25 protein-coding genes and 2 tRNA genes are annotated in these 26,571 nt (G+C 42.8%); 22 read left to right on the forward strand and 5 right to left on the reverse strand.

The window, feature by feature from the left end; all coding sequences use genetic code 11:
* Window positions 1-163: 163 nt before the first annotated feature.
* The 5 genes from polA to MKZ09_RS10460 all read left to right on the forward strand — a co-directional run bounded on the left by polA (window position 164) and on the right by MKZ09_RS10460 (window position 5,766).
* Complete coding sequence (gene polA, locus MKZ09_RS10440; RefSeq protein ID WP_076133968.1) at window positions 164-2,833, forward strand: DNA polymerase I; 2,670 nt, start codon at window positions 164-166, stop codon at window positions 2,831-2,833.
* Between the two features lie 52 nt (window positions 2,834-2,885).
* Window positions 2,886-3,722 (forward strand): DNA-formamidopyrimidine glycosylase, encoded by an 837-nt coding sequence (mutM, locus tag MKZ09_RS10445; RefSeq protein ID WP_076133969.1) that lies wholly within the window; start codon window positions 2,886-2,888, stop codon window positions 3,720-3,722.
* 131 nt (window positions 3,723-3,853) lie between these two features.
* Window positions 3,854-4,600 carry a manganese efflux pump gene (locus MKZ09_RS10450; RefSeq protein WP_076133970.1) on the forward strand — a complete coding sequence of 249 codons (747 nt, stop codon included), beginning with the start codon at window positions 3,854-3,856 and terminating at the stop codon, window positions 4,598-4,600.
* 9 nt (window positions 4,601-4,609) lie between these two features.
* Entirely contained in the window at window positions 4,610-5,206 is a 597-nt protein-coding gene (gene coaE, locus MKZ09_RS10455; RefSeq protein ID WP_076133971.1) for a dephospho-CoA kinase, read from the forward strand.
* The gene (locus MKZ09_RS10460; RefSeq protein WP_036678971.1) at window positions 5,203-5,766 is read left to right on the forward strand and encodes a lytic transglycosylase domain-containing protein; all 564 of its coding nucleotides are present in this window, start codon (window positions 5,203-5,205) and stop codon (window positions 5,764-5,766) included. Before coaE ends, MKZ09_RS10460 begins: the two co-directional genes overlap by 4 nt.
* A gap of 84 nt (window positions 5,767-5,850) precedes the next feature.
* Here MKZ09_RS10460 and MKZ09_RS10465 read toward each other — a convergent pair whose 3' ends face one another.
* A complete protein-coding gene (locus MKZ09_RS10465; protein WP_036678974.1) occupies window positions 5,851-6,069 on the reverse strand; it encodes an alpha/beta-type small acid-soluble spore protein in 219 nt (72 codons plus the stop codon).
* 163 nt (window positions 6,070-6,232) lie between these two features.
* On the opposite strand from MKZ09_RS10465, the gene nrdR reads away from it, so the two are divergent.
* From nrdR to MKZ09_RS10480, 3 genes are all read left to right on the forward strand, one after another.
* Window positions 6,233-6,709, forward strand: a complete 477-nt coding sequence (nrdR, locus tag MKZ09_RS10470) for a transcriptional regulator NrdR (protein ID WP_036678976.1) — start codon at window positions 6,233-6,235, stop codon at window positions 6,707-6,709.
* A gap of 251 nt (window positions 6,710-6,960) precedes the next feature.
* Window positions 6,961-7,036, forward strand: a tRNA-Ala gene (locus tag MKZ09_RS10475).
* Window positions 7,037-7,046: 10 nt separating this feature from the next.
* Window positions 7,047-7,119 (forward strand) — tRNA-Lys (locus tag MKZ09_RS10480).
* A gap of 150 nt (window positions 7,120-7,269) precedes the next feature.
* On the opposite strand, the gene MKZ09_RS34405 is transcribed toward MKZ09_RS10480, so the two are convergent.
* Both MKZ09_RS34405 and MKZ09_RS10485 read right to left on the reverse strand, forming a co-directional pair.
* Complete coding sequence (locus tag MKZ09_RS34405; protein ID WP_370511164.1) at window positions 7,270-7,335, reverse strand: putative holin-like toxin; 66 nt, start codon at window positions 7,333-7,335, stop codon at window positions 7,270-7,272.
* Between the two features lie 74 nt (window positions 7,336-7,409).
* Window positions 7,410-7,868, reverse strand: a complete 459-nt coding sequence (locus tag MKZ09_RS10485; RefSeq protein ID WP_076203036.1) for a MarR family winged helix-turn-helix transcriptional regulator — start codon at window positions 7,866-7,868, stop codon at window positions 7,410-7,412.
* A gap of 174 nt (window positions 7,869-8,042) precedes the next feature.
* Between MKZ09_RS10485 and MKZ09_RS10490 the strand changes: the two genes are divergently transcribed.
* A complete protein-coding gene (locus tag MKZ09_RS10490; RefSeq protein ID WP_076203039.1) occupies window positions 8,043-8,918 on the forward strand; it encodes an SDR family NAD(P)-dependent oxidoreductase in 876 nt (291 codons plus the stop codon).
* 332 nt (window positions 8,919-9,250) lie between these two features.
* On the opposite strand, the gene MKZ09_RS10495 is transcribed toward MKZ09_RS10490, so the two are convergent.
* On the reverse strand, window positions 9,251-9,823 hold the full coding sequence (locus tag MKZ09_RS10495; protein ID WP_076203042.1) for a TetR/AcrR family transcriptional regulator: 573 nt from the start codon (window positions 9,821-9,823) through the stop codon (window positions 9,251-9,253).
* A 192-nt stretch (window positions 9,824-10,015) separates the two neighbouring features.
* Between MKZ09_RS10495 and MKZ09_RS10500 the strand changes: the two genes are divergently transcribed.
* On the forward strand, window positions 10,016-11,221 hold the full coding sequence (locus MKZ09_RS10500) for an MFS transporter (protein WP_076098505.1): 1,206 nt from the start codon (window positions 10,016-10,018) through the stop codon (window positions 11,219-11,221).
* Between the two features lie 106 nt (window positions 11,222-11,327).
* Here MKZ09_RS10500 and MKZ09_RS10505 read toward each other — a convergent pair whose 3' ends face one another.
* Window positions 11,328-11,693: a VOC family protein gene (locus MKZ09_RS10505; protein WP_081394216.1), complete on the reverse strand. Its 366-nt coding sequence runs from the start codon at window positions 11,691-11,693 to the stop codon at window positions 11,328-11,330.
* 209 nt (window positions 11,694-11,902) lie between these two features.
* Here MKZ09_RS10505 and MKZ09_RS10510 point away from each other — a divergent pair, with 209 nt between their 5' ends.
* The 12 genes from MKZ09_RS10510 (at window position 11,903) to MKZ09_RS10565 (ending at window position 26,502) form a co-directional block, all read left to right on the forward strand.
* Entirely contained in the window at window positions 11,903-12,685 is a 783-nt protein-coding gene (locus MKZ09_RS10510; RefSeq protein ID WP_036679206.1) for a helix-turn-helix domain-containing protein, read from the forward strand.
* A 209-nt stretch (window positions 12,686-12,894) separates the two neighbouring features.
* On the forward strand, window positions 12,895-14,676 hold the full coding sequence (locus MKZ09_RS10515; RefSeq protein WP_076203045.1) for a cache domain-containing sensor histidine kinase: 1,782 nt from the start codon (window positions 12,895-12,897) through the stop codon (window positions 14,674-14,676).
* A 5-nt stretch (window positions 14,677-14,681) separates the two neighbouring features.
* Complete coding sequence (locus MKZ09_RS10520) at window positions 14,682-15,878, forward strand: response regulator transcription factor (protein ID WP_076133977.1); 1,197 nt, start codon at window positions 14,682-14,684, stop codon at window positions 15,876-15,878.
* Window positions 15,879-15,907: 29 nt separating this feature from the next.
* Window positions 15,908-17,185 carry an ABC transporter substrate-binding protein gene (locus MKZ09_RS10525; protein ID WP_076203048.1) on the forward strand — a complete coding sequence of 426 codons (1,278 nt, stop codon included), beginning with the start codon at window positions 15,908-15,910 and terminating at the stop codon, window positions 17,183-17,185.
* Window positions 17,186-17,323: 138 nt separating this feature from the next.
* The gene (locus MKZ09_RS10530; RefSeq protein WP_076203290.1) at window positions 17,324-18,808 is read left to right on the forward strand and encodes a glycoside hydrolase family 68 protein; all 1,485 of its coding nucleotides are present in this window, start codon (window positions 17,324-17,326) and stop codon (window positions 18,806-18,808) included.
* Window positions 18,809-18,897: 89 nt separating this feature from the next.
* Window positions 18,898-20,454 carry a glycoside hydrolase family 32 protein gene (locus MKZ09_RS10535; protein WP_370511163.1) on the forward strand — a complete coding sequence of 519 codons (1,557 nt, stop codon included), beginning with the start codon at window positions 18,898-18,900 and terminating at the stop codon, window positions 20,452-20,454.
* Window positions 20,455-20,661: 207 nt separating this feature from the next.
* A complete protein-coding gene (locus MKZ09_RS10540) occupies window positions 20,662-22,743 on the forward strand; it encodes an alpha/beta hydrolase fold domain-containing protein (protein WP_076203051.1) in 2,082 nt (693 codons plus the stop codon).
* Window positions 22,744-22,809: 66 nt separating this feature from the next.
* Window positions 22,810-23,388: a TetR/AcrR family transcriptional regulator gene (locus MKZ09_RS10545; RefSeq protein ID WP_076203055.1), complete on the forward strand. Its 579-nt coding sequence runs from the start codon at window positions 22,810-22,812 to the stop codon at window positions 23,386-23,388.
* Between the two features lie 90 nt (window positions 23,389-23,478).
* Window positions 23,479-23,940, forward strand: coding sequence for an FMN-binding protein (locus MKZ09_RS10550; protein WP_218643111.1), 462 nt, complete (start codon window positions 23,479-23,481; stop codon window positions 23,938-23,940).
* A 21-nt stretch (window positions 23,941-23,961) separates the two neighbouring features.
* Window positions 23,962-24,483 carry a flavodoxin family protein gene (locus MKZ09_RS10555; RefSeq protein WP_076203058.1) on the forward strand — a complete coding sequence of 174 codons (522 nt, stop codon included), beginning with the start codon at window positions 23,962-23,964 and terminating at the stop codon, window positions 24,481-24,483.
* Between the two features lie 121 nt (window positions 24,484-24,604).
* Window positions 24,605-25,249: a hypothetical protein gene (locus MKZ09_RS10560; RefSeq protein WP_076107537.1), complete on the forward strand. Its 645-nt coding sequence runs from the start codon at window positions 24,605-24,607 to the stop codon at window positions 25,247-25,249.
* A 506-nt stretch (window positions 25,250-25,755) separates the two neighbouring features.
* The gene (locus MKZ09_RS10565) at window positions 25,756-26,502 is read left to right on the forward strand and encodes a WD40/YVTN/BNR-like repeat-containing protein (protein WP_076203062.1); all 747 of its coding nucleotides are present in this window, start codon (window positions 25,756-25,758) and stop codon (window positions 26,500-26,502) included.
* Window positions 26,503-26,571: the final 69 nt, after the last annotated feature.

Genomic DNA, 26,571 nt, shown 5'->3' on the forward strand with positions numbered 1-26,571 from the left:
TCTTTAGTTAAACTAAGTAGCCGCCCTTTTAAAAGGGCGGCTACTTGTTGTATATCCTTAACATATCAGCTTATCCCACTGTTTAGGTTGGTAAAGCCGTTTCTACTTGTACAGGGCATATGGTAAGATGTAAGGAGTACGCATGAAAAAGGCGAGGTGCACTATGGACAAGTTGATACTTATAGATGGAAACAATATTATTTACCGTGCTTTTTTTGCGATGCCCCCGCTGACGAATACAGCAGGGCAACAGACAAATGCGGTGTACGGATTTACAACGATGCTGCTTCGTTTAATCGAAGAACATAAACCGACACATATGATTGTCGCCTTCGATGCAGGGAAAGTTACTTTTCGGCATGAAGGTTATCAAGATTATAAGGGTGGCCGGCAAAAAACACCGCCGGAGCTCTCCGAGCAGTTCCCTTTGTTGAAGGAATTGCTGACTAATTTAGGTGTACCGCAATTTGAAATTGGCAATTATGAGGCTGATGATATTATTGGCACCATTTCGCGCCAGGCGGATGAAGCGGGACGGCAGGTTATGATCGTGTCGGGAGACAAGGATATGTTGCAGCTGGCCTCTGAGCATACGACCGTTGCCTTAATCCGCAAAGGGGTCACCGAAGTTGAGCTTTATGGGCCGGAACAAATCCGGGAGAAATATGACCTAACCCCTGAGCAGATCATTGATCTTAAAGGACTGATGGGCGATGCAAGTGATAACATCCCGGGAGTACCCGGCGTAGGTGAGAAGACAGCTTTGAAGCTGCTGCATCAATTTGGATCGGTGGAAGGTGTCTTAGCTGGAACCGGTGAGTTAAAGGGTAAAATGAAAGAGAAACTGGAAACCCATGCAGAAGATGCGGTGATGAGTAAAAAATTAGCGACCATCTATCGCGAAGTGCCGCTTGAGCATTCGTGGGAAGACATGGTCTTTAATGGAATTTCAGCGGATACCGCGGGACCGGCGCTTGCCAAGCTGGAATTTAAATCATTGTTGGAACGTTTGTCACTTAGTGCCTATGCTCCTGTTGCCGAGGGTGAGGAGAGTGCAGCTGAAGTAGAAGCTGCGGCACTTGATATTACGATCGTAAGTGAAGAAGAACTTAAGGGACTAAGTGAAGCCCTGGCTGGCATTTCGGCACTGCATGTGGAATCGTATGGAGATAATCCGCATCGTGCCGAGGTAATCGGAATAGGATTGTCCTCTCTGGAGCGGCATTACTATGTGCCGTTTGAACTACTGCAAAAACCGGCTGCTGCGAAGCTGCGTGATTGGCTAGGAGATGAAAAGGCTCCGAAAAGTGGATATGATCTTCACCGCGCTGATTTGGCTCTACACTGGCAGGGAATTGCTTTTGCAGGTGCAGCCCATGATGTGCAGCTGGCGGCGTATTTGCTTGATCCTACGGAGGCTAATCAGAATCTAAATGATCTCACTGCTAAATACGGCTTGCCGCGGCTCTCTCCTGATGAAGAGGTATTTGGTAAAGGTGCCAAATACAAAATTCCTGAGCTGGAAGTCTTAGGAAATCACGTTGCACGAAAGAGTGCAACGGTTCTTGGAATCGCACAAAAGCAACAGCAGGAGCTGGTGGAGACCGCGATGACAGGGCTATTCGAGGATCTGGAAATGCCTTTGTCACGGATTTTGGCGGATATGGAGAAACAGGGGATTGCCGTCAATGCGGGTGATCTTAAAGAGCTTGGAAAAGAATTCGAGGCGCAAATTTCCAAATTGGTCAGTGAAATATACGAGATTTGTGGCACTGAGTTTAATTTGAACTCACCAAAGCAGCTGGGTGAAATCTTGTTTGTAAAGCTAGGTCTGCCTGTCGTCAAGAAGACGAAGACGGGTTATTCCACGGATGCCGAAGTGCTTGAGAAACTGGCGCCATACCACGATGTGGTACGTTTGATTCTGCAATATCGCACAATTGCAAAGCTGCAATCTACCTACGTAGAGGGGCTGCTTAAAGAAATTTCCCCGAACACAGGGAAAGTGCATACATTCTACCGGCAGACAATTGCCGCTACAGGACGGCTTAGCAGCCAATTCCCGAACCTGCAGAATATCCCGATTCGTCTAGAGGAAGGACGCAAAATCCGCAAGGTATTCGTTCCGTCCGAACCGGGCTGGTCCATCTTAGCAGCCGACTATTCGCAGATCGAGCTGCGTGTGCTGGCACATATTTCCGGCGATGAGCGGATGAAGGAAGCTTTTCTGCATGATATGGATATTCACACGAAGACAGCGATGGATGTGTTCGGTGTGACCGCGGAACAGGTGGACAGCAATATGCGCCGTGCCGCAAAAGCCGTTAACTTCGGGATCGTTTACGGGATCAGTGATTACGGTCTCTCGCAGAATCTGAATATTCCGCGTAAGGAAGCCGCGCAATTTATTGAGCAGTATTTTGAGGTTTATCAAGGTGTGCGCCGCTATATGGACGATATCGTAGTGGAGGCACGGAAGTATGGTTATGTGACCACGTTGCTCGAACGTCGCCGTTATCTGCCGGAGATTAATGCGAAAAACTTTAATCTGCGCTCTTTTGCGGAGCGGACAGCAATGAATACACCTATACAGGGAACAGCAGCGGATATTATCAAGCTGGCGATGGTGCATATGGACAAGGCGTTATTTGATCGTGGGCTTAAGAGCCGTATGCTGCTTCAAGTACACGATGAGCTTGTATTCGAGGTGCCAGAGGATGAAATGGAGCTTATGAAGACGCTTTTGCCGGAAGTAATGGGTGGAGCCCTGAAGTTATCTGTGCCGCTTAAGGCAGAGGTCAGCTTTGGAAGTAACTGGTACGAGGCGAAATAGACTCCCTTTAAGGTGTGCATATCAGCTATAATGTAGTTGAGGTGAAGACATCATGCCGGAATTACCGGAAGTAGAGACAGTCAAGAGAACACTTAATGAGTTAGTTAATGGAAAGCAGATAGAGAATGTAACCGTCCGGTTGGCGCGGATTATTCAGCGCCCGGATGATATTCAGGCTTTTGCCCACCTGCTGGCAGGTCATAGCATTGTAAAAGTTGAACGAAGAGGAAAGTTTTTGCGTATTGTGCTGGATGGTCTGGTGCTTGTGTCACATTTACGGATGGAAGGCCGTTACGGACTTTTTTCAAATGATGACCCACTGGACAAGCATACACATGTGATTTTTCATTTTACGGATGGAACTGAGCTACGTTACACGGATGTTCGCCAGTTCGGGACGATGCATCTATTTCAGATGGGAGAAGATCTTCAGCTGCCGCCTTTAAATAAGCTGGGGCAGGAGCCGCTGGAGCCTTCTTTTACACCGGAGAGGTTTAAGCAGATCGTGTCAGGTAAAAGCACCAAAATTAAATCGCTGCTGCTTAATCAGGAATATATCGTCGGCATCGGCAATATTTATGTAGATGAGTCGTTGCACCGTGCGGGTATCCATCCTGAAGACAGCGCCAAAGCGCTCACGGACAATCAATTGGACAAGCTGCATCATGCCATTGTAAGCACGCTGGCCGAAGCCGTTAACGCCGGAGGTTCATCTGTTAAGTCCTATGTTAATGGCCAAGGTGAGAGCGGTACGTATCAGCAGCAGCTATTGATTTACGGTCGTAAGGATCAGCCGTGCAGTAACTGCGGAACGATGATTGAGAAGACGGTTGTTGGCGGTCGTGGCACGCATTATTGTCCAAATTGCCAGCGTCCGACGGTTAACTGAATTTGTTGAAATAATAAGGTTGGCACCCACTACATGTCCCGCCCATATACTGTGTGAAGAATGCTTAATAGAGAACGGAAGCTGAAACGATAAAATTTCAGTTTTCCGGTTCTTCACAGGAGGGATTGCGGGTGCTCAGCCCATTATTTTCACTGCTATTGCTAGCGTTTGCCTTGAGTTTGGATGGTTTTGGTGTAGGAATTACATATGGGCTGCGTAAAATGAAAATACCACTGCTCTCCGTTCTGATTATCTCGCTCTGTTCGGGGGTAGTTATCTGTGTATCGATGCAGGTTGGGGTTTTGCTTGCCAAGGTAGTGTCTCCGAATGCAGCTTCTATGGTTGGTGCGGTTATACTTGTGCTAATGGGATGCTGGTCGCTTGTTCAGATGCTGATGCAAAAAGAGAAAGAGGCAGATGGCGGACGTAAAGCTGAAACGGTAGACGAGGGCTCATTTTCCGAGCAGGCTTGGGCAGAGGTAGCGGCTGATTCTGAAGCGGGTACAGAACCTGTTATGAATGATGAACCGTTGAAATCAGCTGTTTTTTCGCTTGAGCTTCGCCGTTTGGGGATTGTAGTGCAGATCTTGCGTACCCCGTCTTCTGCGGATATGGATGCCTCAGGAAGCATCTCTTCGATGGAAGCGATGATACTTGGGATTGCGCTCTCTCTGGATGCTTTTGGGGCTGGACTTGGCGCAGCGCTGCTTGGCTTCAATCCGATATGGACATCACTTACAATAGCTTTGTTTAGTGGTACATTTCTATTGCTGGGTATGAAGACAGGACTTAGATTTGCCGGGAACTACTGGATGAAGCATGCTGCCGCGTTACCAGCGTTATTATTGATTGCAATGGGAATACTGAAGCTATTATGAGGTGAGTACATGATTATAGGCTTAACCGGAGGAATCGCATCCGGAAAAAGCACAGTGTCTGCACTGCTTGTGAACAAGGGAGCGAGGCTGGTTGATGCCGATGTGATCGCCAGAGAAGTTATGCTTCCCGGGCATGAAGTGTTGGCTGCTGCTGCTAAGCAATTCGGAAAAGAGATCCTTTTTCCGGATGGAACACTGAATAGGGCCAAATTAGGTGAAATCGTCTTTCAAGATCCGGTGGCCCTGCAAACCTTGAACAATTTGACGCATCCTGCCATCCGGCAGGAAATCAAAGACCGTATGTACAGCATGGAGCAGGAAGAGCCGAAGCGGCTTATTATTGTGGATATTCCGCTTCTTTTTGAATCAGGGCTTGAGACCCTGTTCCATGAGATTGTAGTAGTCTACGTTCCCCGTGAAATGCAAGTTGCTCGATTAATGGAACGTAATAGGCTCTCATTAGAAGAAGCAGAAGCGCGATTGAATGCACAGATGGATATTGAACAGAAACGTAATAAAGCGGACTACATCATCGACAACAGTGGCGATCTTGCGTACACTGAGCAACAGGTTGCTGTTTTTTGGGACAGGCTGGGTTTATCATGAAATGGCTACGTAAAAAAAGAGTACTGCTTCTGCTATTTGTGGGTTTTACGGCAATATTGTTTCTGAGTACTAACTGGATGTCGTGGTTTTATCCCATCCATTTTAAAGATGAGATTCGCAAGCACAGCATCACTTATGAGATAGACCCGTTTCTTGTAACCGCGATTATTCGGGTAGAAACGAACTTTAAAACTGGACGAGAATCCAAAAAAGGCGCACTAGGGCTGATGCAGCTTATGCCGGATACCGCGAAGTGGGCGCTGGAAAAGGCCAAGCTTCCAAACGTATCTATGGAAGAACTCAAGCATGAGCCTTCGGCTAATATTGAACTGGGTACATGGTATCTTTCAACTTTATCCCGTCAATTCGAAGGTAAACGTACAGCAATTATCGCAGCCTATAATGCTGGGCCCGGAAAAGTTCAACGCTGGTTGGACGAAGGGATCTGGGATGGGACAGATGCAACCATTAAAGATATTCCCATTGGTGAAACCAGGCATTATGTACAGCGCGTTAATTATTACTATGATCAGTACACGGACATTTACAAAGAATTTTAATTTCTACCGTGTTATGTATAAAAAGAAGTATTAAACGACCTGTAGGTCGTTTAATACTTCTTCAAAAAGCTTATGTTGGTCAGGTTATTTGTATTGACCTGCCAGTTGTTGTTCTGCCAGGGTTACAAGACGTTTAGTGATGTAACCACCGATCGAACCATTTTCATAAGAAGTTTTATTGCCTTGGTAACCATCTGGGGAAAGCGTGATTCCTAGTTCTTGGGCAACTTCGTATTTAAGTTGTTCCAAGGCACCGCGGGAATTTGGAGCTACAAGGTTATTGGAGTTGTTGCTTTGGCTCATTGCTGTTCACCTCCTCTGTTGGTAACTGTATTATGTGCCGGACTTGCCATTATCATTACAAGAAAAAAACGGTGATTTCTGGAAATAATAAAAAAGCCGTTCAAAAGCCGGATTTATAACGTTCCGGGACCAAACCATTATGTATTAGGAAGTGATGAAGCTTATGAAATGCCCTTACTGTGATCACACAAATACTAAAGTGCTGGACTCGCGACCAGCGAATGAAAATAAGTCAATCCGTCGTAGGCGTGAATGTGAGCGTTGCAGCAAACGTTTCACTACTTTTGAAATGATTGAAGAGACGCCACTGATTGTAATTAAAAAAGACGGCAGCCGTGAGGAATTCAGTCGTGATAAAATACTCCGCGGTCTCATCCGTGCTTGTGAGAAACGGCCGGTTTCTGTGGAACGTCTAGAAAAGATCGTGTCCGAGGTTGAGAAATCTTTGCGCGGCATCGCCGTTGCGGAAGTGGAAAGCCAACAGATTGGTGAATTCGTGATGGAGCAGCTCTACCCAGTAGATGAAGTGGCTTACGTTCGTTTTGCGTCCGTATATCGCCAGTTCAAGGATATTAATATGTTCATGAAGGAACTCAAGGGGCTGCTGTCCAAGAGTACGGGAGAATTAGAGGGATTATAGGGTTTTGTCCAGTTAGGGCGTTACAGCCAATCCTAGGGTGTGCTAGGAGTGCTTCTACTGGTTTGTTTCCTCTGGGTTTTGCGTGGGAAATTAGAGTGAAAAAATGAATTTTAAAAAAAGTGTTGACATAGAGGGCGATTTTTTATATTATATAGAAGTCGCCTACGACGCTTGAGTTTATCGGAACAACTCAATTACGACCAAACTAAAATTATAAAATGTGTGATTACATACATCTGAGATTTCAGTTTGGGGCCATAGCTCAGCTGGGAGAGCGCATCGCTGGCAGCGATGAGGTCAGGGGTTCGATCCCCCTTGGCTCCACCAAACATCATATGGACTCTTAGCTCAGTTGGTAGAGCAGTAGACTCTTAATCTATTTGTCCAGGGTTCGAGCCCCTGAGAGTCCATCCTAAAGAAACGGCAGAAATGCCGTTTTTTTTGCTGTTTGGGGAAGAGTGACTTTTTATTTGGTTTGATCGTGGTATAGTTTGGGTAGATAAAAGCGGCTTCGGAAGTTTAGTCAGGAAATCGACCGCATTCCTTTGCGAGAGGACGTTCTATTTCTTTTTGAGGTAGTTGAGCAATGTAATAATGAACATGCCGAACATGAACATCAGTGACAATTGCTGACTCCAATTACAGACAATCCATATCTAAAGAAACAGCAAGATGCTGTTTCTTTTTTTGTTCCCATTTATTAATTATCATTAAATCCATTAAACTCCTTAAGCATTTGGATAAAGGTTTCAAGCTGTTGATTATCCCATTGGGCTATGCGCTCATAAAATATGAACTCCTTATCCTGTAACGCGTCAAAGGTTTTTTGTCGTCCAAGATCAGTGAGAGTAAGAAGGATGGCTCGACGATCGTTAGGGGAGTCTTCCCTTTTGATATAACCCAAATTCTCGAGTTGCTTGATGAGACGGCTGACTGAACTACGATCCATAGCCGTTGATTCTGCCAACACAGAAGCGCTTGTTGGTCCATAAGAGTACAGCCAACGGACTATATGGAAAGCAGCAGGCTGTATAGATGAATCGAATGCAGCAGCAGTTCTGACATTTAAGGCATGTGAAGCGCTAATGAGGGCACTAATTTGTCCACCTAGCTTCAGTTCTAATTGTCCTCTTAACGTGTCTTTACGTTCGGGATTCATTGTTTTAACCACCTAACCTTGAATTTTTAAAAGTCGTTACACATCTATATAGTTGACATATGTCAATCATCATCATATAGTTGATATATATCAATTATATATTTTGGAGTATACGCTGTCAAAATGAAATTGCTCCTTCCTGATGAATTCCTGATATAAAGGAGAATGTAGAGGATGACAAAGCCGATTATTGTAATTACTGGAGCTACTAGCGGTTTGGGACAACTCGTTGCACTTGAAATGGCTAAGCGAGGTGCCCATCTTGTTCTGACTGCAAGGAGTAAAACCCGTTCGGAAGTAACTGAAAAAATGATAAAGGAGAGCGTACCAGCAGCCGAAATTAGTTTTTTCTACGGAGACTTATCCTCAATGAGGGATGTCACTAGGTTAGGACAAGAAATATCTAGTGTTTTTACGAAGATAGATGTGTTAATAAATAATGCAGGGCTTCATGGGTTTGAACAGCGGATAACTGCAGATGGATTCTCAGAAATGATGGCTGTGAACTATTTTGCACCTTGGTTATTGACGCATACTTTAGAAGGTTCTTTGAGAGAAGCAGGAAATGCAAAAATTATAAATGTTGCTTCGGAAGCTTCACGCCGGCATGGAGTGCTAAAGTTGCCAGAAGATTTGCTCAATACAGCTTCTTTTACTTCCAGAGGATCATCTGAGATTTATGGGAAAACCAAACTGTTAAATATCATGTTTACCAGTGAGCTTGCACGTCGATGGGCGGAAACGGGAATTAGCGTTCATGCATTGAATCCGGGTTTTAACGTTACAGGTCTCGGGCGTGAACTTTGGTTTTCTTCGATACTTAAGCACTTATTGAATTTCTTTCGTATTGGCGATCCTCGTAAAGGAGCTGAGATCATTATTCGTTTAATGACCGATCCTAAATATCAAGAGAGCAGTGGGGGATATTTTAACGTTGGGACAGGCAATCCCATTGTACCCGTACAACCGGGAGGAGAAAGGGTAATGGAAAATAAATTATGGAACGATACGGGAGACATTTTGCAGCAGAAAGGTTTCATTGGAAATTGATTTAATTAGTGAAAATGAGCTCCTGTCCGTTCGAATCACCCACTTATGATCCTGCGGACTGTATAGCTCTTGTTTTCTATATTCGGTGCAATTAGTCGGGTGATCGGACCGTAGCGCACTTATTTCCTCTCCAGTAGCAGTATTTTGCTTTGAAAAGACTAAATAAGTGCGTAGGAGTCCGATAGCTTGGGAAAACGCCCCATAATCAGAAAATAAGAGCACCTCGGTCCGTTGTATCTCAACCTTCCGCCAGAGCGGCATTTTATAGTACTACGAGCAGAAATAGACCGCATCTCTAGTGAGAGAGCGGTCTATTTTACCGTTACCGTTAGTTACCGTATTCCTTCAAAAGCGTACCTCACCAACTGCTGCACATAAGCATCGTCTATGGGTTGGCCGGTCACCAGCAAGCGGTAGAATATCGGCCCGTAAATAAGATCGGTAACTACTTCAATATCGAGATTATCCTTCAATTCCCCGCGCTGAACACCCCGTTCCATAAGCAGCCGTGCCTCAAGCCGACGAGGCTGGAAATATCGGGTCCGATAAGCTTCCGCCAAGCCTGAATCCATCTGTCCTTCGCCAATGATCTCCGTAATGATTTTACCCTCTCGACTAATCAGGAACCGGGATAAGTTCGTTGCATGCATGAGAATATCATCGAATACTGAACCTGTGTCAGGTACGGGCAGTCTGTCCGCAGCGGAGGATAGGAATCCATCCATCACCACGGCAGCCTTGTTAGGCCACCATTTATATATCGTAGCTTTGCTGACCTTGGCACGATCCGCTATTTTTTCCACCGTAACTGCTCCAAAACCATTTTCCAATAACAAATCATAGGATGCGGTAAGAATAGACTTCTCCGTCTCAACATTACGCGGACGCCCTCGTTTACTCTCCATCTGAAATCACCCTTTCATTAATCTGTTTCCAATCAAAATATAAACTATACGTTCAGTATACTAAAAAAACCTAAAAAAATAAATGACTATCACCTATTTACAAAACGATACGTTCAGTATATTATTTAAATATGAATTAGTGATCTAAACGTACAGTATTTAAATTATTAAGACCATCTGAGGAGGATTCACATGCAAAAAGAACAAGCGGTGAAAGAGAACCACATTTCAAGTTGGATGATGTTTATGTTAGCAGCCGCATGTGGGCTTATCGTGGCCAATCTTTATTATGCTCAAACCCTTGTTGGACCTATCAGTGTCTCGACAGGACTTTCTTCTACAGCCGCAGGCTTGATAGTCACTTTAACTCAAATCGGTTATGTTGTAGGTTTGTTATTTATCGTGCCGTTGAGTGACATTGTTGAGAATCGGCGTCTCACGATAATCACGTTAATGGTTGCAGTGGGTGCATTGCTGGTTGCAGCCTTCGCAGCTAATGCGCCTTTATTCCTGACAGCATCTTTGTTTATAGGAACCGGTTCTGTGGTAGCCCAAATCCTGGTGCCTTATGCCACCTATTTAGCGTCTGAAGAGCAGCGTGGGCGTGTGGTTGGTAATGTTATGAGTGGACTCTTACTAGGTATTATGTTTGCCCGGCCCGTGGCAAGCTTTATCACCAGCATCTGGGGATGGCAAGCCGTTTTTATTTTTTCAGCGGTCGTCATCACGTTGTTAGCCATTCTTCTGTCGCGATTTCTTCCTGAACGTAAACCTGCACCTTCGGTAAGCTATGGTAAATTAATTGTCTCTTTAGGCACCCTTTTAAAACAAACGCCTATATTGCGCCGACGTGCCTTATATCAAGCTTGTTTATTTGGAGCTTTTAGTCTCTTTTGGACGGTGGTTCCGTTGCGGTTGGCGGATGATTTTGGAATGTCGCAGCAAGGTATCGCATGGTTTGCTTTAGTAGGTGTTGGTGGGGCTGTAGCCGCGCCGATTGCTGGAAGACTGGCAGATAAAGGTTGGAGCAAATGGTTAACCGGGCTGGCCATGATCATTGCCACCTTGTCTTTTTTACTAATTCATCTTTTCCATAGCCACTCAACTTTTGCTCTCATCCTGCTCTTTATTTCCGCGATTACATTGGATATGGCCGTATCCGGAAATCTTGTACTCGGACAGCGTGTGATTTATTCATTGGGAAGTGAAGCGAGGGGACGTCTTAATGGGATCTTTATGGCGATTTTCTTCGTGGGTGGAGCCGTTGGATCATCTTTGGGTGGTTGGGCTTATGCCTATGGGGGATGGACCTTCGCCTCACTCATCGGAGTGATCCTGCCGCTATTGGCTTTGGTTTACTTTTTCACTGAAAAAAGATCAACTAAAGCTGTTGAATAAAGCCTTGCTTTAAGAGTGGGGGTTAGGTTTTACACGGCAGAATAGACCGCTACCTTTGGTTAGGGCGGTCTATTTCTTTTTGAGGTAATAACGCGCTTGATAAACGTTAGTTATGCTCCGCTAACTGCACCTCAAACCCGTCCGGGTCCAGGATATAAAAGAACCGCAGGTGGGGATTGGGGGCGATTGGTCCGCGCGCTACTGGGATACCTTGGCTTTTTAAACTCTCCATCGCTTCATCAAGTGACTCCACTTCGAAACCCACAGAAACGCCACATTCCGGCTTCAAAGCCGGGTCACTTCCCTGAATAAGCTCGATCTTGGGTTGCCCCTCCAGACCTAACATGACGATCTGTTTTCCACTGCTCTCAAATCTACGCTCAATGGGTAGCCCCAGTATCCGGTTATAAAAATGAAGGGAAGCCTCCAGATCGCGGACCCGAAGCGTAATCCAATTCATATTCAATTTCATGGTTTTATAGTCTCCTCTGATGAATATTCTATATCGGATATTATACGCTATCATCTTGCCCGGAAACAGGGAGAACGGGGAATCAAGAACGTTTAATGAGGATAAAAGCCCGCAAAATCAGCTGTGCAACCAGTGGTTGACAGGATGTAAGGGGAGATAGGTAGTCAATTACAGAACGTTATAATATGATGAGCATGAGGTGATGGCGAATGGACTTTGCAAATAAATTGCAAAGCTATAGGAAACAGAGAGGAATGTCCCAGGAGAACTTGGCCGAGGTGATTGGTGTTTCGCGGCAAGCCGTGTCTAAGTGGGAATCAGGTCAATCCTATCCCGAAATGGATAAGATGATTAGTTTAAGTGAATTATTTCACGTAAGTTTGGATCATCTGGTGAAGGATGCTTCAAGCGATACCAAAGCAGAGCATGTCGCAAGCCCCGTATATGTAGATCTGAATTCCTTGTTTCATTATGAGTACAAAAGTAAGAGAACATGCTTTGGAATTCCTCTGGTTCATATCCATATCGGACGGGGGCTATACGTTGCCAAAGGGGTTATTGCCATAGGTAATGTTGCGATTGGTGCTGTATCCATTGGTATTGTTGCTTTGGGCGGATTATGTTTAGGTGCGCTTGCTTTAGGACTCATCAGTTTTGCAGGTCTGGCTCTAGGGCTTTTGTTAGCCGTTGGGGGCATTGCGGCGGGTACAATGGCCGTTGGTGGAATAGCATTGGGGATATTTGCTGTTGGAGGTTTAGCTGTAGGTATGTTCTCCTTGGGTGGTCTCTCTATCGCTTCCCATATTGCAATGGGTGGATATGCAAGCGGGCATATAGCTATAGGGGATACCGTAAAAGGTGCTTATACCTTTATTACTCAAGATAATAATTTCAACGACATCAAGGGGGAGGAGGTAAGAAAGTTAATTCAGCAAGAATATCCACATCTTTGGAAGCCCATTGTGCAGGGAATTATTTCAATCTTCAAATAGCTGATTAATTTGCGGAAATTTCTTAACGGTTGTTTCATAAGGATATAATTTGGGTAATAAACGATTGGCGTTTGTCATATATGGATCCGGCAAAAATACTTGTTGCTCAGCAACAAGTATTTTGATTTTGTGTTGGATATTTGTGAAAATATAAAACCTGATATTAGATTTTTTGCTGAAAACCGAAATTTTTACAGAGGAGTATTTATTTGAAAAGCATTCATAAGCGCTTATTATTCTTGCTGCTTGTGTTTATAATTCTACCGTATTTTTTATCCGTGTTGTTGATCTATCGGCAGACGAAAGAGAATGTGGAACGACATGAACTTGAGAACAGCCAAGAGCAAATTCAGCAGGCGTCAGCCGATCTAGAGCAATATTTTGATGAAATCATTAATATTCCATATATTTTATACCGAAATCCAGACTTATTCAGGGTGTTTGAAGAAGGGTTAGAAGAAGATTTTTATTTTAAGCAGCTTGAAATTAATAAGGGTATGACTAACTTCTATCTCATGAGGAGTGAAATTCGTCAGATCCGTTTATTCATAAACGAAGGGAAAAGCTCATTTACAGTTTATAATGCCATGTTAAGTTCCCGTAAAAGGAATCCGGATTTATTACAGCAAGCTTCCATTCAGAAGCTGAAGAGCTCTAATAGCAATTATCTTATTGAAGCTCCGCATCCGATTGAGAACTATAACGATACCTCCATTATGCCTCCTTCGGATAAAACGTTGGTTTTGACGGTTCATCACAAAATCGTGGATGTCCTAACGCAGGAATTTCTGGGCGTCATCACTATAGATATTGATTTGGACAAGATTGCTCATATCGCTAATCATTTTCTACAGAAAAATAAAGAGAGCGTATGGCTTTCCGATGCGGAGAATCATGTCATTTACGCAAGTGAGGAGACATGGATAGGCAAAACCGTTCCAGATGAACTGCAAAGGAAAATAAGTCCAGCACAGGCAGCTGCTAAATCTCCAGAAGGAGATATTGTGTTTACTAGAACATTGCAGGAACCGATAAAAGAGTGGCATTTTGCTAAGGTAACCCCGAGCTCTTTTTTATTTGAAGATGTAAGGAAAACCGCCTATACAAACATTATTGTAGGTGTGGTTGTAGGTGGACTGGGCTTGATAATGATAACAATCATTTCATATGGATTTACACGGCCGATAAAACTGCTTAGTCAAAAAGTCCAGCGTATCGAGGGGAGGAATATGAATGCCCCATTCGACGATATGCGGGAGGACGAAATCGGTATTCTAGAAAGGCATATCAAGGAGATGATGAATCGGATCAACCGTCACATTGACCGGGAGTATAAGCTTGAGATAGAGAACAGGAAAAATCAGCATAGGGCGCTAAAGTCGCAGATCAATCCGCACTTTTTATTTAATTCTTTACAATCCATTGCTGCTGTTGCCCTACTCTCTGAATCTCCAAAAGTATATCAACTGATTACCTCGTTATCCAAAATGATGCGGTATTCGATTCGTGTGGATCAGAAGGCGACGGTTCAAAGCGAAGTGGATTATGTACAGGCTTATTTGAATCTTCAAGCGGAACGTTTTCAGACTGATTTTAGCTATTCCATTGATATACCTAAAGATATTCTTGATATTCCGGTTCCTAGTATGATCCTGCAGCCGCTCGTTGAGAACTTTTTTAAGCACTGTTATGACGAGGGCTATGAACAAGCTTACATCCATATTTATGGTGAAATACAAGGTGGATATTTGAATCTAGTCGTAGAAAATAACGGAAACAGCGTGACGGATGATGAACTTGAGGCATTAAAAAATAATCTCTACACACCGGTTAACGAAGGCAATCCTTCTTTTGCGCATATCGGGTTAAAAAACATTCATGATCGCTTGGTTCTTCATTTCGATCAGACAGCGGGAATCAAACTGGATTCGATGCAGGGACAAGGGTTCACTGTACGGCTAGTAATTCCACTCTACCTAAAGGAGAAGTAACGTTTATGAAAGCTCTTATTGTAGATGATGAGTCTAATGTTAGAAAAATCATCCGTTTTTTGGGACGGTGGGAACAATACGGGATTACCGAAGTGCTGGAAGCCAGAAATGGTCTAGAGGCTAAGGCGTTGATTGAGCAGAAATCTCCTGAGATCATAATGACAGATGTCAAAATGCCCAAAAATAGCGGGATGGAGTTAATCGAGTGGTTGGCTGTTAAAGACTATCCGGGAAAAGTGATTATGATTTCAGGGTTTGACGATTATTGTTTCATGCGTAAAGCGTTTAAGCTGGGCTGCTTTGATTATTTGATGAAGCCAATTGAAGAGAAAATGCTGAATGAAACTTTAGAAGGGGCGTTGAGAGCCTGGGAACAAGAAGAGGGAGACCGTCGCAATATGGAGTCCGGATTTTATGAAGAGGTAAAAATGTTTCGCTTAAACAGGGAGATTACTGCTGCTTGTAACGGTGAAGCTTTTGATGCAGGCGAAATTGCCTCGGCTCTCCCACAGGCAGACGTATACGACTTCACCATGATGTATTTTTACCAATCTCATTATTCGGAGCCATACATTCAGCTTTTGACCGAAGAACTGGCTACACGGGAGTGGGGAAATGCATTTACGCTTCAAAATGATCCTAATGTCTGTGTGATTCTGTCCCTTCATGGACAGTTTTTCCCGATAGAGGAATGGATTACCCAGCATTTTGATATACCTGTTCGTTTGGTTAGCGGCCCTTCCATCCAATCGCTCGCAGAGATATCGTTATCTTTTCAATCTGCGCAAAGGTCTATGGCTGAACAAAATTTTAGAGCAATCCATCGTTTGGCGGATTTAGATGATGTTAGGCGTATGAATGATATTGTCGCATTTGTTGATGAGCATTATATGGAAGAGTTAAGTTTGGACAAATTATCCACCCGTTTTTTTCTGAGCCGAGAACATATCTCGCGGAGATTTAAGCAAGAAGTAGGGATGACTCTTACTAACTACGTCATTCATTTACGAATAAATCAAGCGAAACAGTGGTTACTAGAATCGGATGAAAAGATGTACTCGATTGCCTTAAAGCTAGGGTATCAAGATGAGATTTATTTCTCTAAGCTGTTCAAAAAAAACGTCGGTATGACGCCTGCTGAATATCGTAATTCACAGGGAGCAAGAGAAATAGACGCGGAAGTCAGGATAGCCAATACATAAGTTCATTGTTGAATGCATCTGGGGGAATTATGAAAATAAAAAGGGTTAAATGGATTATCGTGGGGTTGATTACGCTAACGCTTTCTTCATGTGGTGCGCATACACGTCCACTGAAGGAAGCGGATTTGAAGGTAGCGGATAAGACAGTCACTTTGGAGGTACTGAATCCTAAAGTGGAAATCTCTATAGAATTCGAGCAGATGGTTAAGGAATATGAAAAGGAAAACCCGAATATTAACGTGGAAATTCTAACCTTTGGCGGAGGAGCTAACTACCTTGATGAGCTAAAGGCGAGGTTAGCGGCCAATGTTGGTCCGGATATTTTTCCAAATGGCGGTTATGAAGAAGCGAAGGCATGGAGTAGATATCTAGAAGATTTATCGGATCAACCTTGGGTCGAACAGGTTTATGACGAGGCGCTAGAACCGATGAAGATGGACGGGAAAATATACGGGATGCCGATCAATTTTGAAGGCTACGGTTTTATTTATAATAAGGATTTATTCGCAAAGGCTGGGGTTACTCCTCTCCCGACAACGTTTACTGAATTAAAAGAGGCGGCGAAAAAGCTTAAGGCTATAGGTGTGACTCCTTTTTCTGTTGGGTATTCCGATCATTGGTTTTTTGTACTCCTGTTGAATATTGCTATTGCACAACAGGAGGACCCGGATGCTTTTATTCAAGGGTTAAACAACGGAACACAATCGCTTCGAGAGAATAAGGAAGTTAAAGATGTCATTCGGATGCTGGATTTGACCGTACAATATGGTAACGAAAATTTTTTGACAACAGATTATAATTCGGAAGTTGAGTTATTTGCAACCGGGAGAACGGCGATTCTAAAACAAGGGAATTGGGTTCAGTCTAAAATTGATCAAATATCGCCGAATATGAATATCGGTTTTTTACCCATGCCTATTAATGATGGTGCCAAAAACAATGCGTTGCCAGTAGGGGTATCTAATAATTGGGCTGTTAATAAAGAATCTTCGCCAGAAAAGAAGAAGGAAGCCAAAAAGTTTTTGAACTGGATGGTTTCGTCGGAAACAGGGAAAAAGTTCATGAAGGATCACTTTCATTTTATTTCAGCTTTTAAAAATATAGAGACGGACCGTTCGGGAGCGCTTGTAAAAGATCTTATGCGATACGTCGATGAACAGAAAACTTTATCTTGGAATTGGTTCAAATTCCCTCCCAGAGCAAGAGAGGAGTTTGGCTATCTTATGCAAGCTTATGTAGGAGAGCAAATCAATCGGGATCAATTGCTTCAAGAGCTTCAAAAATCGTGGGATACCCATGTGAAGTAATAAAACCAAATCAATATAACCCTGTAAATGCATCAATTCACGACATATTCATAACGTCTACTCTTCATTAGAATTTAAAAGGGGAACAGCACAAAGGAAGATCGAAACCCAAATTTAAAGTATAAGAGGAGTTAGATGATGAATTTCAAGAAAATGATTAAACAAACAACAATCCTAACCTTTACAGCTGCTTTAATGTTAGGTGGAGCTACTCAAACCTTTGCGAAGGGAAATAACAAGCCGAACAAGCCGGAGTACAATGACTATGGTTTCTCTCATATCACTCGCGCTGACATGTTGAAATTACCCAAACAACAAAATAGCAAACAATTCCAAGTCCCCAAATTCGATGCTTCAACGATTGAGAACATTCCTGCCGCCGTTAAGTTCGATGAGAATGGAAACAAAATTGAAATGGATGTTTGGGATACTTGGCCGCTGCAAAATGCAGATGGAACTGTAGCAAGTTATAAGGGGTATCAAATTGTTTTTGGTCTGGCGGGCGACCCTAATAATGGATCAGACACATTTATTTATTTGTTCTATAAGAAAGAAGGAGACAACTCTATCAGCAGCTGGAAGAATGCCGGCAGAGTGTTTAAGGATAGTGACAAACTTGTTCCTGATGATTATGTTTTAAACAATCAAGCCGAAGAATGGTCCGGTTCAGCAACCATGACATCTGATGGCAATGTTCGCTTGTTTTACACCAATCGTCATCCTTGGGATCCAGATCGCGGATTTTACGGGAAACAAACTTTAACTACAGCTCAAATTAATGTTTCTGCCCCGGATAAGGATACCCTTAAGATTGATGGCGTAGAAGATATGAAATCCATCTATGACGGTAATCAAGGTGAAATTTATCAAAGTGTTGATATCACCGGTTTCAGCAAAGGCGATTACGACGATAATCATACCTTAAGAGATCCTCACTATGTGGAGGATAAAGGCCACAAGTATCTTGTGTTTGAAGCAAATACAGGGACAACTACGGGTTACCAGGGTGAAGAATCTCTCTTTAACAAAGCTTATTATGGTAATAGCAATGCCTTCTTCCAAGCTGAGAAAAAGAAATTACTAAGCAGTGCTGACAAAACATCTGCGGAAACCGCGAATGGTGCGCTCGGTATCATTGAATTAAATAATGATTATACATTCAAAAAAGAAATGAAGCCGCTACTTGCCTCCAACACCGTGACAGATGAAATTGAACGTGCGAACATATTTAAATTGAATGGCAAGTGGTATCTGTTCACAAGCTCAAGAGGTTCTAAAATGTTTATTGATGGCATTGATGATGAAGACATCTACATGCTCGGGTACGTATCTAATTCTTTAACCGGACCTTATAAACCATTAAATGGTACAGGACTTGTCCTCCATCAAGATCTTAATCCTTATGATATTACCTGGACTTATGCTCACTTTGCGATTCCGCAAGTGAAAGGGAATAATGTAGTCATCACAAGTTACATGACAAACAGAGGTTACTTTGGGGATCATCATTCCACTTTTGCCCCAAGCTTTGTGCTGAATATTAAAGGCTCCAAGACTTCAGTTGTACCGAACAGCATTTTGGAACAAGGGCAATTGACGCTTAAAGGTAACAAACCGTATTAAATCATTTACAAAGTAAATGCCAATGTAGTTGGCGTTTACTTTTCTTTTTATAAGCTAAGATTAGCAATGTGAAAAAAGCGAGGTATATTTTGAATAAGAAAAAAATGATAGGAATCACTATATTCATCCTTTGTTTAATTTGTATTGTGACGATAGTATTAGTAACTTATGAAGCTGGAGAGAAGAAGAAGCCGGGGACCGATGATCGTGAACATAAACCTACCACTCGGGCTAGCTATCATTTCACTGTACCTGAGCATTGGAAAAACGATCCGCAGAAACCCATTTATTTTGATGGTAAATATCATTACTATTATCTCTATAATGCTGATTACCCGGATGGAAATGGTACAGAATGGAGACAAGCCACATCAATGGATTTGGTGAGCTGGGCAGATGAAGGCGTTGCGATTCCAAAATATACAACACCCAATGGTGATCCCTGGTCAGGATCTGTTGTTGTTGACGATAGCAATACAGCAGGTTTTGGCGAAGAGGCTATTGTGGCGATTTTAACACAGCCTTCTGCAGAGGGGGGGAAGCAAGAACAATATTTATGGTTCAGTACGGATCGTGGGCTGACGTTTAAATCTTATAGTGATGATCCTATTTTGCCAAATCCGGGCACAGAAGATTTCAGAGACCCGAAGGTAATATGGGATCAACATTCTCATAAATGGGTGATGACGCTAGCCGAAGGTACGAAAGTGGGCTTTTACGAGTCTGACAATTTAAAGAATTGGCACTACACAAGCGGCTTCGAAACAGAAAATATCGGAATTGTGGAGTGTCCTGACTTCTATATGATGCGGGCGAATGATGGCACTTATAAATGGGTTCTTGGGGTCAGTGCAAATGGTAAGTCGATAGGTAAACCCAACACGTATGCCTACTGGACTGGAGATTTTAATGGGAATGAATTTATCACGGATTATCATGAACCACAGTGGCTAGATTATGGATTTGATTGGTATGGTGCTGTAACGTTTGAAGAGGGAAAGGACAAGGATCAATACAATCATCGATATGCTTTGGCCTGGATGAATAATTGGGATTACCCTCATGTTACCCCCAATCTTAACGAAGGTTTTAACGGAATGGATTCAATCGTGCGTCGAATAAAATTAACACGAGATGAAGAGCAGTCGTATCAGTTAGTATCACAGCCCATCGAAGTATTAGATGAAATGGTAACTTCAACGGATTCCTTGCAACAAATAAAAGTGAACGGTTCGTCAACACTTGATATCACAGGAGAAAATTACCAGCTCGATGCAGATCTATCTTGGTCAGAGATTACCAATGTAGGTTTAAGACTTCGTGAATCCGCAGATAAGACGCGCCACGTGGACGTAGGAGTGTTTGTTGAAGGACAATATTCTTATGTTAACAGAGCCTTCATTGGACAACCTGATGAGAGTGACAGATATCTTGAAAGCAAGGCCCCCTTTGATGTGAACAAGAAAAAAGTGCATCTGAAGATCCTTGTGGATAGAACAAGTATTGAAGTTTTTATAGATGATGGTGAAATTGTATTTTCTAATGAAATCTTCCCGGAAATAAATGATCAAGGCATTACCTTGTTTTCTGAGGGTGGCACCGCGATTTTTAATAATGTTGTAATTAAGCATTTTGGCAAAGATTAGAATGATCAAACAGAATTTTTCTAATTCTTGCGTAATAAGAGGGCACTCCAACCTAGGGATGTCCTCTTTTTTTATTATAAGTACGTAATATTAAACCTAATTCACGAAGGATTACATAATTGTTAAACTCTATCTTGAATTCTAGAATGATGTTATTGGCATCACGTTACTTTTTTGGTTTCAAAATCATTCTGGGAGGTTGTCCTAATGAAGCGAAGGCCTATTTATGTTGTTCTTATCCTGTTTATTGTATTAGGTTCATGGTTGCTGCTAAATCACCGGGAAAATAAAAGCGCCTCTGAGAAGCAAGTGCAGGAAGTGCTGCCTACGAGTTCTTTTGATACTAACACAACAATGGCTAACGTTACTGTAAATAACAGAGAAATTCCGGTGCAGTACTTGGATCCCGTATATAAAGTTACAGTGAAACACGATATTTTGTATGCAAGTAAGAAAAACGAGACGGATGCTGAAGAACCGCTGAAGCTCGATTTGTACCAGCCCATTGGAGACGATACCAAGCAGAGGCCAGTATTTATTTTTATTCATGGCGGAGGTTATACCGGAGGGGATAAGTCTGATGCAGCAGATTTTTCCGAAGGCCTGGCGAAACGGGGGTATGCTGTTCTTGCTATTGATTATAGGCTAAAAAAAGATCCGTTTTTCAATTTCACTCGGACACTTAACGATGCTAATGAGGATATAAACGATGTGATCAAATGGATTAATGAGCATGCGGAGACTTATGGATTGAACAAGGAACGTATAGTTATTGGCGGAGATTCAGCAGGAGGTCATCTGGCCATGAACTTTGTGAATCTATCCTTAGCAAAAGATCCCTCCCTGGTTAAATCTGTATTTTCCATTATAGATATTTATGGTGGTGAACTGACAAGAAGTGCTGACAGCAAGCTGCCGCCTGTCCTAATTATTCATGGAACGATAGATAAAATGGTGCCGTACCAGCAAAGTGTTGACCTAGCCGCTCAATTGAAAGAGAAAGGTATTTATCATAATCTGCTCAGGATGGAGGGAGTCGGACATGATTATAAAAATGAAAAATACATCGATGAAATTATGGAGACGACAGCACATTTTCTGTGGAATGTCATGAACAGTTCGGACCTTGCGAGTCTTCCGGAAAATTCGGGGATCACGGTTGCTTCTGGTTCTGCTTTTGATATTAAGCTGCCTGAAGCGTATCGCAGCGCATCGAAGGAGCCGCTTAATATCGATTTGCCAGAGGGATGGCTGCTTAGTGGAGAAGACGAAGGTTCGCTGCGGATACAGGTTCCGGAAAGCTTGGTGCGCGGAAACGATTCGCTGTTCGTCTCTCGGGGTGCAGATCCTACAGTGGCATCAAGCTTCACTATGAATATCAACGTAATCGATCCGCTGGCAGTGTATTACGAGACTTTTTATGAGGAGTCTAATAAGGAGATAAAAACCTACATGGATGTTACTAATCAGTCTACAAGCAATTTCAGCGGTTCAGTGGAAGCTGATTATGAGACGGGACGATCTACCCGAGGTACTTATACTTCGACTGTGGAAAATCTGGAGCCGGGTAAGAGCGTTCGTCTTGAGATTCCTGAGCTGGCAAGAGGCCAGCGGTCGCTTAAAGTTTTTAATGATATAGGTACCTTATTGCAATCGGCAGTTGATTCTTTTAACGTGCTTCTATTGCCGAAACTCAGTCCGCCTGTCCAAATCGATGGCAACTTGTCGGACTGGGGTAATCAAGCTCCCTTTGATGTGAAGGATGTCAAAATCATGGGCTGGCAAGGAGAGCAGGATCTCAGCGCCAAGGGCTCCTTAGCGTGGGATGCCGACAATCTTTACCTTGGGGTAGAAGTTATCGATGATCATCATGCACAGCTAGCATCAGGAGATGCCATCTGGAGTGGGGACAGCATCCAGATTGGAATTGGTATTGCCAACGCGGATGGAACGGTGCCTTCTGAGTACCATGAACTCGGTGTGGCTCGCGGAGATACGGGTGGATTACTCAAATGGTGCTGGTTGGCATCAAAGGGGCTTAATTTGGGTGATGCTATAGAATTACAGTATGCCGTGGAACGTAAAGATTCAAAAACCAGCTATGAATTAGCCATTCCCTGGCGTGAACTAAAATCCAACGATGTGCAGGTGAAGCCAGGAATGAAGCTGAAATTTTCGTTATTGGTCAATGACAATGATGGTGAGGGGCGTAAGGGTTGGGTGGAATATAACAGCGGCATTGGTTCGGCTAAGGATGTTGATGCTTTTGGCGATTTATTTTTGCATTGACATATTATGCTGTTAACACTATGATATGAATGAAAAAATAATTATTCATTCACGGAGAGGCGAAAAGTGGAAGACAAAAAAACAAAGATATACGAATGCGCGAAAGAGCTATTTAGCAATAAAGGATTTAAAGACACGAATGTTTCTGGTATTACCACAATGGCTGGAATAGCTGTAGGAAGTTTTTACAACTATTATCCCTCTAAGGAAAAGCTTTTTATGGATATTTTTTTAGAGGAAAACGAAAAGCTCAAAAAAAGCTGTATGCAATCGCTGGATATGAGCCAAAGCCCATTAGCGCTAATACGGCAGATGATGGCGCTTAATTTGGAAGGTATGATAGCCAACCCCATTCTTAAGGAATGGTATAACAAAAGTGTTTTCGCAAAAATCGAACAGTTGTACCGGGAAGAAACCAACATTCAAGTAAACGACTTTTTGTATGATAGCTTCCATGAAATCATTAAGCAGTGGCAAGCCGATGGTAAAATGCGCAGCGATATGGATAGTAAAATGATTATGATGATTTTCGGTGCAATGATTAATGTGGAAACCCACAAGGAAGAAATCGGGCTGGAGTATTTTCCACAACTTCTGGATAATATGCTGGAACTAATCATGAAGGGTTTGACAGACTGCCCCTAATACACTTATGGTGCAGTTTTTTTTCTTATAAAATGAATGAATACTTAAATATTCATTCAAATTTTAAATCAAAAGGAAGGAGGCAAGCAGGTGAGTAAGAGAAGAGGAAAAAAGCGAAAATTCAATAAATGGATTATGGTTCTCAGCATTCTATGCGGGATTACAGTCATAGGTTGGATAGGTGGTATTCTCTTATCTGCTCCGGGAAGGCATGAAGTTCAGCAGCTTACTATCAACGCCATAGATATACAGAAACTGCGGGAGGGCAGCTATGTGGGGGAATACATTGGCATCAAAGATCATTCCAGAGATACCAAGGTGAAGGTCACAATATCTGCTGGACGGCTGTCAGATATCAAAATACTCAAAGGTGCCTTGGACAAAACAGGGAACCCTGCTGAACTGAAGGGTGGGCTAAGCATTGGTGATTTGTTTGGTCATGTGATTGAATCGCAGTCTCTTCAAGTGGACGTTATCAGCGGTGCAACGCTTACCTCTAAAACGCATCTTAAGGCACTCGAAAATGCCCTAGTGCAGGCGGAGACGAAATAATTCATTTTAAGGAGAATTTATATGAACATTGCAGTCATTTCGTATTCATTCACAGGTAATAATGAAGCATTAGCAAGGAGTGTGGCGAAAGTGTTGTCGGCTGAATATATCCGAATCTCGGAAGCTAAACCCCGAACACTCGGTAGGATTACCTTTGATATGATTTTTGACAGGATACCGTTGGTTCAACCGAAGCCTGAGCAAATAGGAAAATATGATATTATCCTATTTTTTGGACCGGTTTGGATGGGGAAAGTGGCCACACCGCTCCGTGCCTATTTAAAGCACTTGAAGAAAAATCCGCAAAAGTATGGTTACCTTTCAATCAATGGTGGAGCTGACGGTCCAAATCCGAAGGTGCCAGGGGAGCTCAGAAAAAGAACTGGAACAGACCCTGTTGTATTCATCGAGCAGCATATCGCAGATCTGATATCGGCAGATCACAAACCTGCACGTAAAGATACCTCAGCTTATAAGTTAAATGAGGGCGATATTAATCAATTAACTGGAAAAATAGTGAAGAAAGTAAGGGATATGATCTAGCTTTTGAAACGGCAAAGCTGCCGTTTTTTTGTTTTCTCTGCAATCTGGTAGAAATTGTTCTATTATAAAGTGTTCCTTCAATTCGCTAGATGGTATGATAGGTATGGGAGGGAATTATAAAATGAACAATGAGACGACTAATGAAAATGAAATAACAAATGAGAATGAGGAAGTAAATGATAATACAGAAATGTCTGAAGAGGATATGGCACAGCTGCTAAAGGCTGTTCACCATAACGGCCTTGTAGCCTTGAGAGTACACTTTAAAGATGTTGAAGGACAAGTATTGAACATGGAAGCCTACGGCCCTGTGTTTGTTTTTCACGTGAAAACTGAATTAGATCAGGTGTATTCCTGCGGATTTTTTCTGCGCGAGTTAATTGCAAGATTCCAGTCGGGTAAGGATCCGGCAGCATGGATGGCCTCATTCTTCGTTGAGCTGATGAAGATTGAGGGAGGCAAAACACTTCCAAAACCACCAGCAAGTGAAGAAGAAGCAAAAGGGATCATTGACAATGTGTTAGTTCCGCTTTGTATTGAGGAAATTACCCAAGAATTTGCTCCTGAAAAAGTGCATGTCGGGCTAGCTTGGAACGAGAAATTGGGACCAGTCTTCGAGGCTGGATTTCCAGCGATCACCGATGGGAATAACGTATGCGCATTCCCGCTTCATCTGTTGCTGACTCATTTGCAATTGAACCGGGATCCATCCGAACTGCTTGTTCAAGGCATGTATAACATCCGCAAAGAACATGGATTGGAGTAAAACAGGCTCTGAGCCCTGACCATCCATAACCCAAAGAAACGGCAGAAATGCCGTTTCTTTTTCTTTTGACATTCAAAGAGTAGATCCTTGCTTGATGAATTCATTCATATCTACTTTGAGCTGATAGCTTTAAGCTGATAACCTGCTGCTTGAAGGTTTCGTTCACATCATCTTCGGACTGTATAGCGCTTATCTTTGCTTTTTAGCTCCATTTACCGAACTCGCGGACCGTATAGCACTTATTGTCTGTTTATTGCTTATAAAAGTAGGAGGATTAGCCAAATATTTGCATCTCAGTCCGTTAACAGAAGAATTCTCTTGAAAATGAACCAATAACGTCTCCTCGGTCCGATAGGCCTTGGTGTTGCTGGATTATATAAAGAAACTGTAAATACTTTTCAGATTTTTTAGGATAAAATTTCATTTACTGAATACGTTTGCGGACCAAGCTATATGTACAGCACCACTATACTTTTTTAGAAAAATATACGAAGGCGTGGTACACGATGAAATATCTAGTTTCAATTCTACTAATTGCTGCAGTGATAGCATCTGGTTGTTCTAATTCCACTCCAATCCCTCATCCAACATCTAATCAGGAAACTTCTCCTTCTCCTTCTCCTTCTCCTAATCCTAATCCAAATACAAATTTGAATTCTGATACTGATTCTTCAGATAACCGCAGAGAAGATACTGTGTTCCTCAACAAAAATATAGGTTGGAAAGCAGTCTATCATTTTCAAGGAATGTCACGCGAAGATATGGAGCTTTATACAACTAGTGATGGGGGAGAGTCTTGGAAGGAGATAGGGGATAGCTTACAAGTAGGAAGTACTCTTCCTAGCGGGGTGAAATCGGGACTTACTTTTGTTAACGAAAAAGAAGGCTGGATTACAACGAATGCGCCTTGGCAGGGAAAAGTTGGTTTATATAAAACAATGGATGGTGGAGTTACCTGGAGTGAACAGACAGTCACAGTGCCGGATGAGTTAGTAAACTCGCAAATCTATGCTTATCCTCCCCTCATTCTTACGAAGGATCAAGGAATCTTAATTACTCGGCCCGCTGAAAATGAACATACATTGTTATATATAACGATAGACGGGGGACAACATTGGAAATCATTCCTTGACGATCAAAAGGACCAGTATGTTGGTATCGCATGGACGCTCTCAGAGAGTATGGCGACGGTAAAATACGCAGAGAAAACCTGGACATTAAGCATGCAGAACTATGGAAAATGGTCCCTTTAATCGAAATGTTGGCATATTGCGTTTAGAAAAGACGTACACATCAAATGAAGCGAGGCGTTAACCTGACTC

Origin of the sequence: Paenibacillus sp. FSL R5-0908, assembly GCF_038006245.1 — a bacterium.
Lineage (GTDB): Bacteria > Bacillota > Bacilli > Paenibacillales > Paenibacillaceae > Paenibacillus_AQ > Paenibacillus_AQ odorifer.

What these genes read in the sequence shown, in the direction of transcription:
- polA (WP_076133968.1), top strand. Translation starts at nt 164, where the DNA reads ATGGACAAGTTGATACTTATAGATGGAAACAATATTATTTACCGTGCT.
- mutM (WP_076133969.1), top strand. Translation starts at nt 2,886, where the DNA reads ATGCCGGAATTACCGGAAGTAGAGACAGTCAAGAGAACACTTAATGAG.
- coaE (WP_076133971.1), top strand. Translation starts at nt 4,610, where the DNA reads ATGATTATAGGCTTAACCGGAGGAATCGCATCCGGAAAAAGCACAGTG.
- MKZ09_RS10460 (WP_036678971.1), top strand. Translation starts at nt 5,203, where the DNA reads ATGAAATGGCTACGTAAAAAAAGAGTACTGCTTCTGCTATTTGTGGGT.
- MKZ09_RS10465 (WP_036678974.1), bottom strand. Translation starts at nt 6,069, where the DNA reads ATGAGCCAAAGCAACAACTCCAATAACCTTGTAGCTCCAAATTCCCGC.
- nrdR (WP_036678976.1), top strand. Translation starts at nt 6,233, where the DNA reads ATGAAATGCCCTTACTGTGATCACACAAATACTAAAGTGCTGGACTCG.
- MKZ09_RS10485 (WP_076203036.1), bottom strand. Translation starts at nt 7,868, where the DNA reads ATGAATCCCGAACGTAAAGACACGTTAAGAGGACAATTAGAACTGAAG.
- MKZ09_RS10490 (WP_076203039.1), top strand. Translation starts at nt 8,043, where the DNA reads ATGACAAAGCCGATTATTGTAATTACTGGAGCTACTAGCGGTTTGGGA.
- MKZ09_RS10495 (WP_076203042.1), bottom strand. Translation starts at nt 9,823, where the DNA reads ATGGAGAGTAAACGAGGGCGTCCGCGTAATGTTGAGACGGAGAAGTCT.
- MKZ09_RS10500 (WP_076098505.1), top strand. Translation starts at nt 10,016, where the DNA reads ATGCAAAAAGAACAAGCGGTGAAAGAGAACCACATTTCAAGTTGGATG.
- MKZ09_RS10505 (WP_081394216.1), bottom strand. Translation starts at nt 11,693, where the DNA reads ATGAAATTGAATATGAATTGGATTACGCTTCGGGTCCGCGATCTGGAG.
- MKZ09_RS10510 (WP_036679206.1), top strand. Translation starts at nt 11,903, where the DNA reads ATGGACTTTGCAAATAAATTGCAAAGCTATAGGAAACAGAGAGGAATG.
- MKZ09_RS10520 (WP_076133977.1), top strand. Translation starts at nt 14,682, where the DNA reads ATGAAAGCTCTTATTGTAGATGATGAGTCTAATGTTAGAAAAATCATC.
- MKZ09_RS10525 (WP_076203048.1), top strand. Translation starts at nt 15,908, where the DNA reads ATGAAAATAAAAAGGGTTAAATGGATTATCGTGGGGTTGATTACGCTA.
- MKZ09_RS10530 (WP_076203290.1), top strand. Translation starts at nt 17,324, where the DNA reads ATGAATTTCAAGAAAATGATTAAACAAACAACAATCCTAACCTTTACA.
- MKZ09_RS10540 (WP_076203051.1), top strand. Translation starts at nt 20,662, where the DNA reads ATGAAGCGAAGGCCTATTTATGTTGTTCTTATCCTGTTTATTGTATTA.
- MKZ09_RS10555 (WP_076203058.1), top strand. Translation starts at nt 23,962, where the DNA reads ATGAACATTGCAGTCATTTCGTATTCATTCACAGGTAATAATGAAGCA.
- MKZ09_RS10560 (WP_076107537.1), top strand. Translation starts at nt 24,605, where the DNA reads ATGAACAATGAGACGACTAATGAAAATGAAATAACAAATGAGAATGAG.
- MKZ09_RS10565 (WP_076203062.1), top strand. Translation starts at nt 25,756, where the DNA reads ATGAAATATCTAGTTTCAATTCTACTAATTGCTGCAGTGATAGCATCT.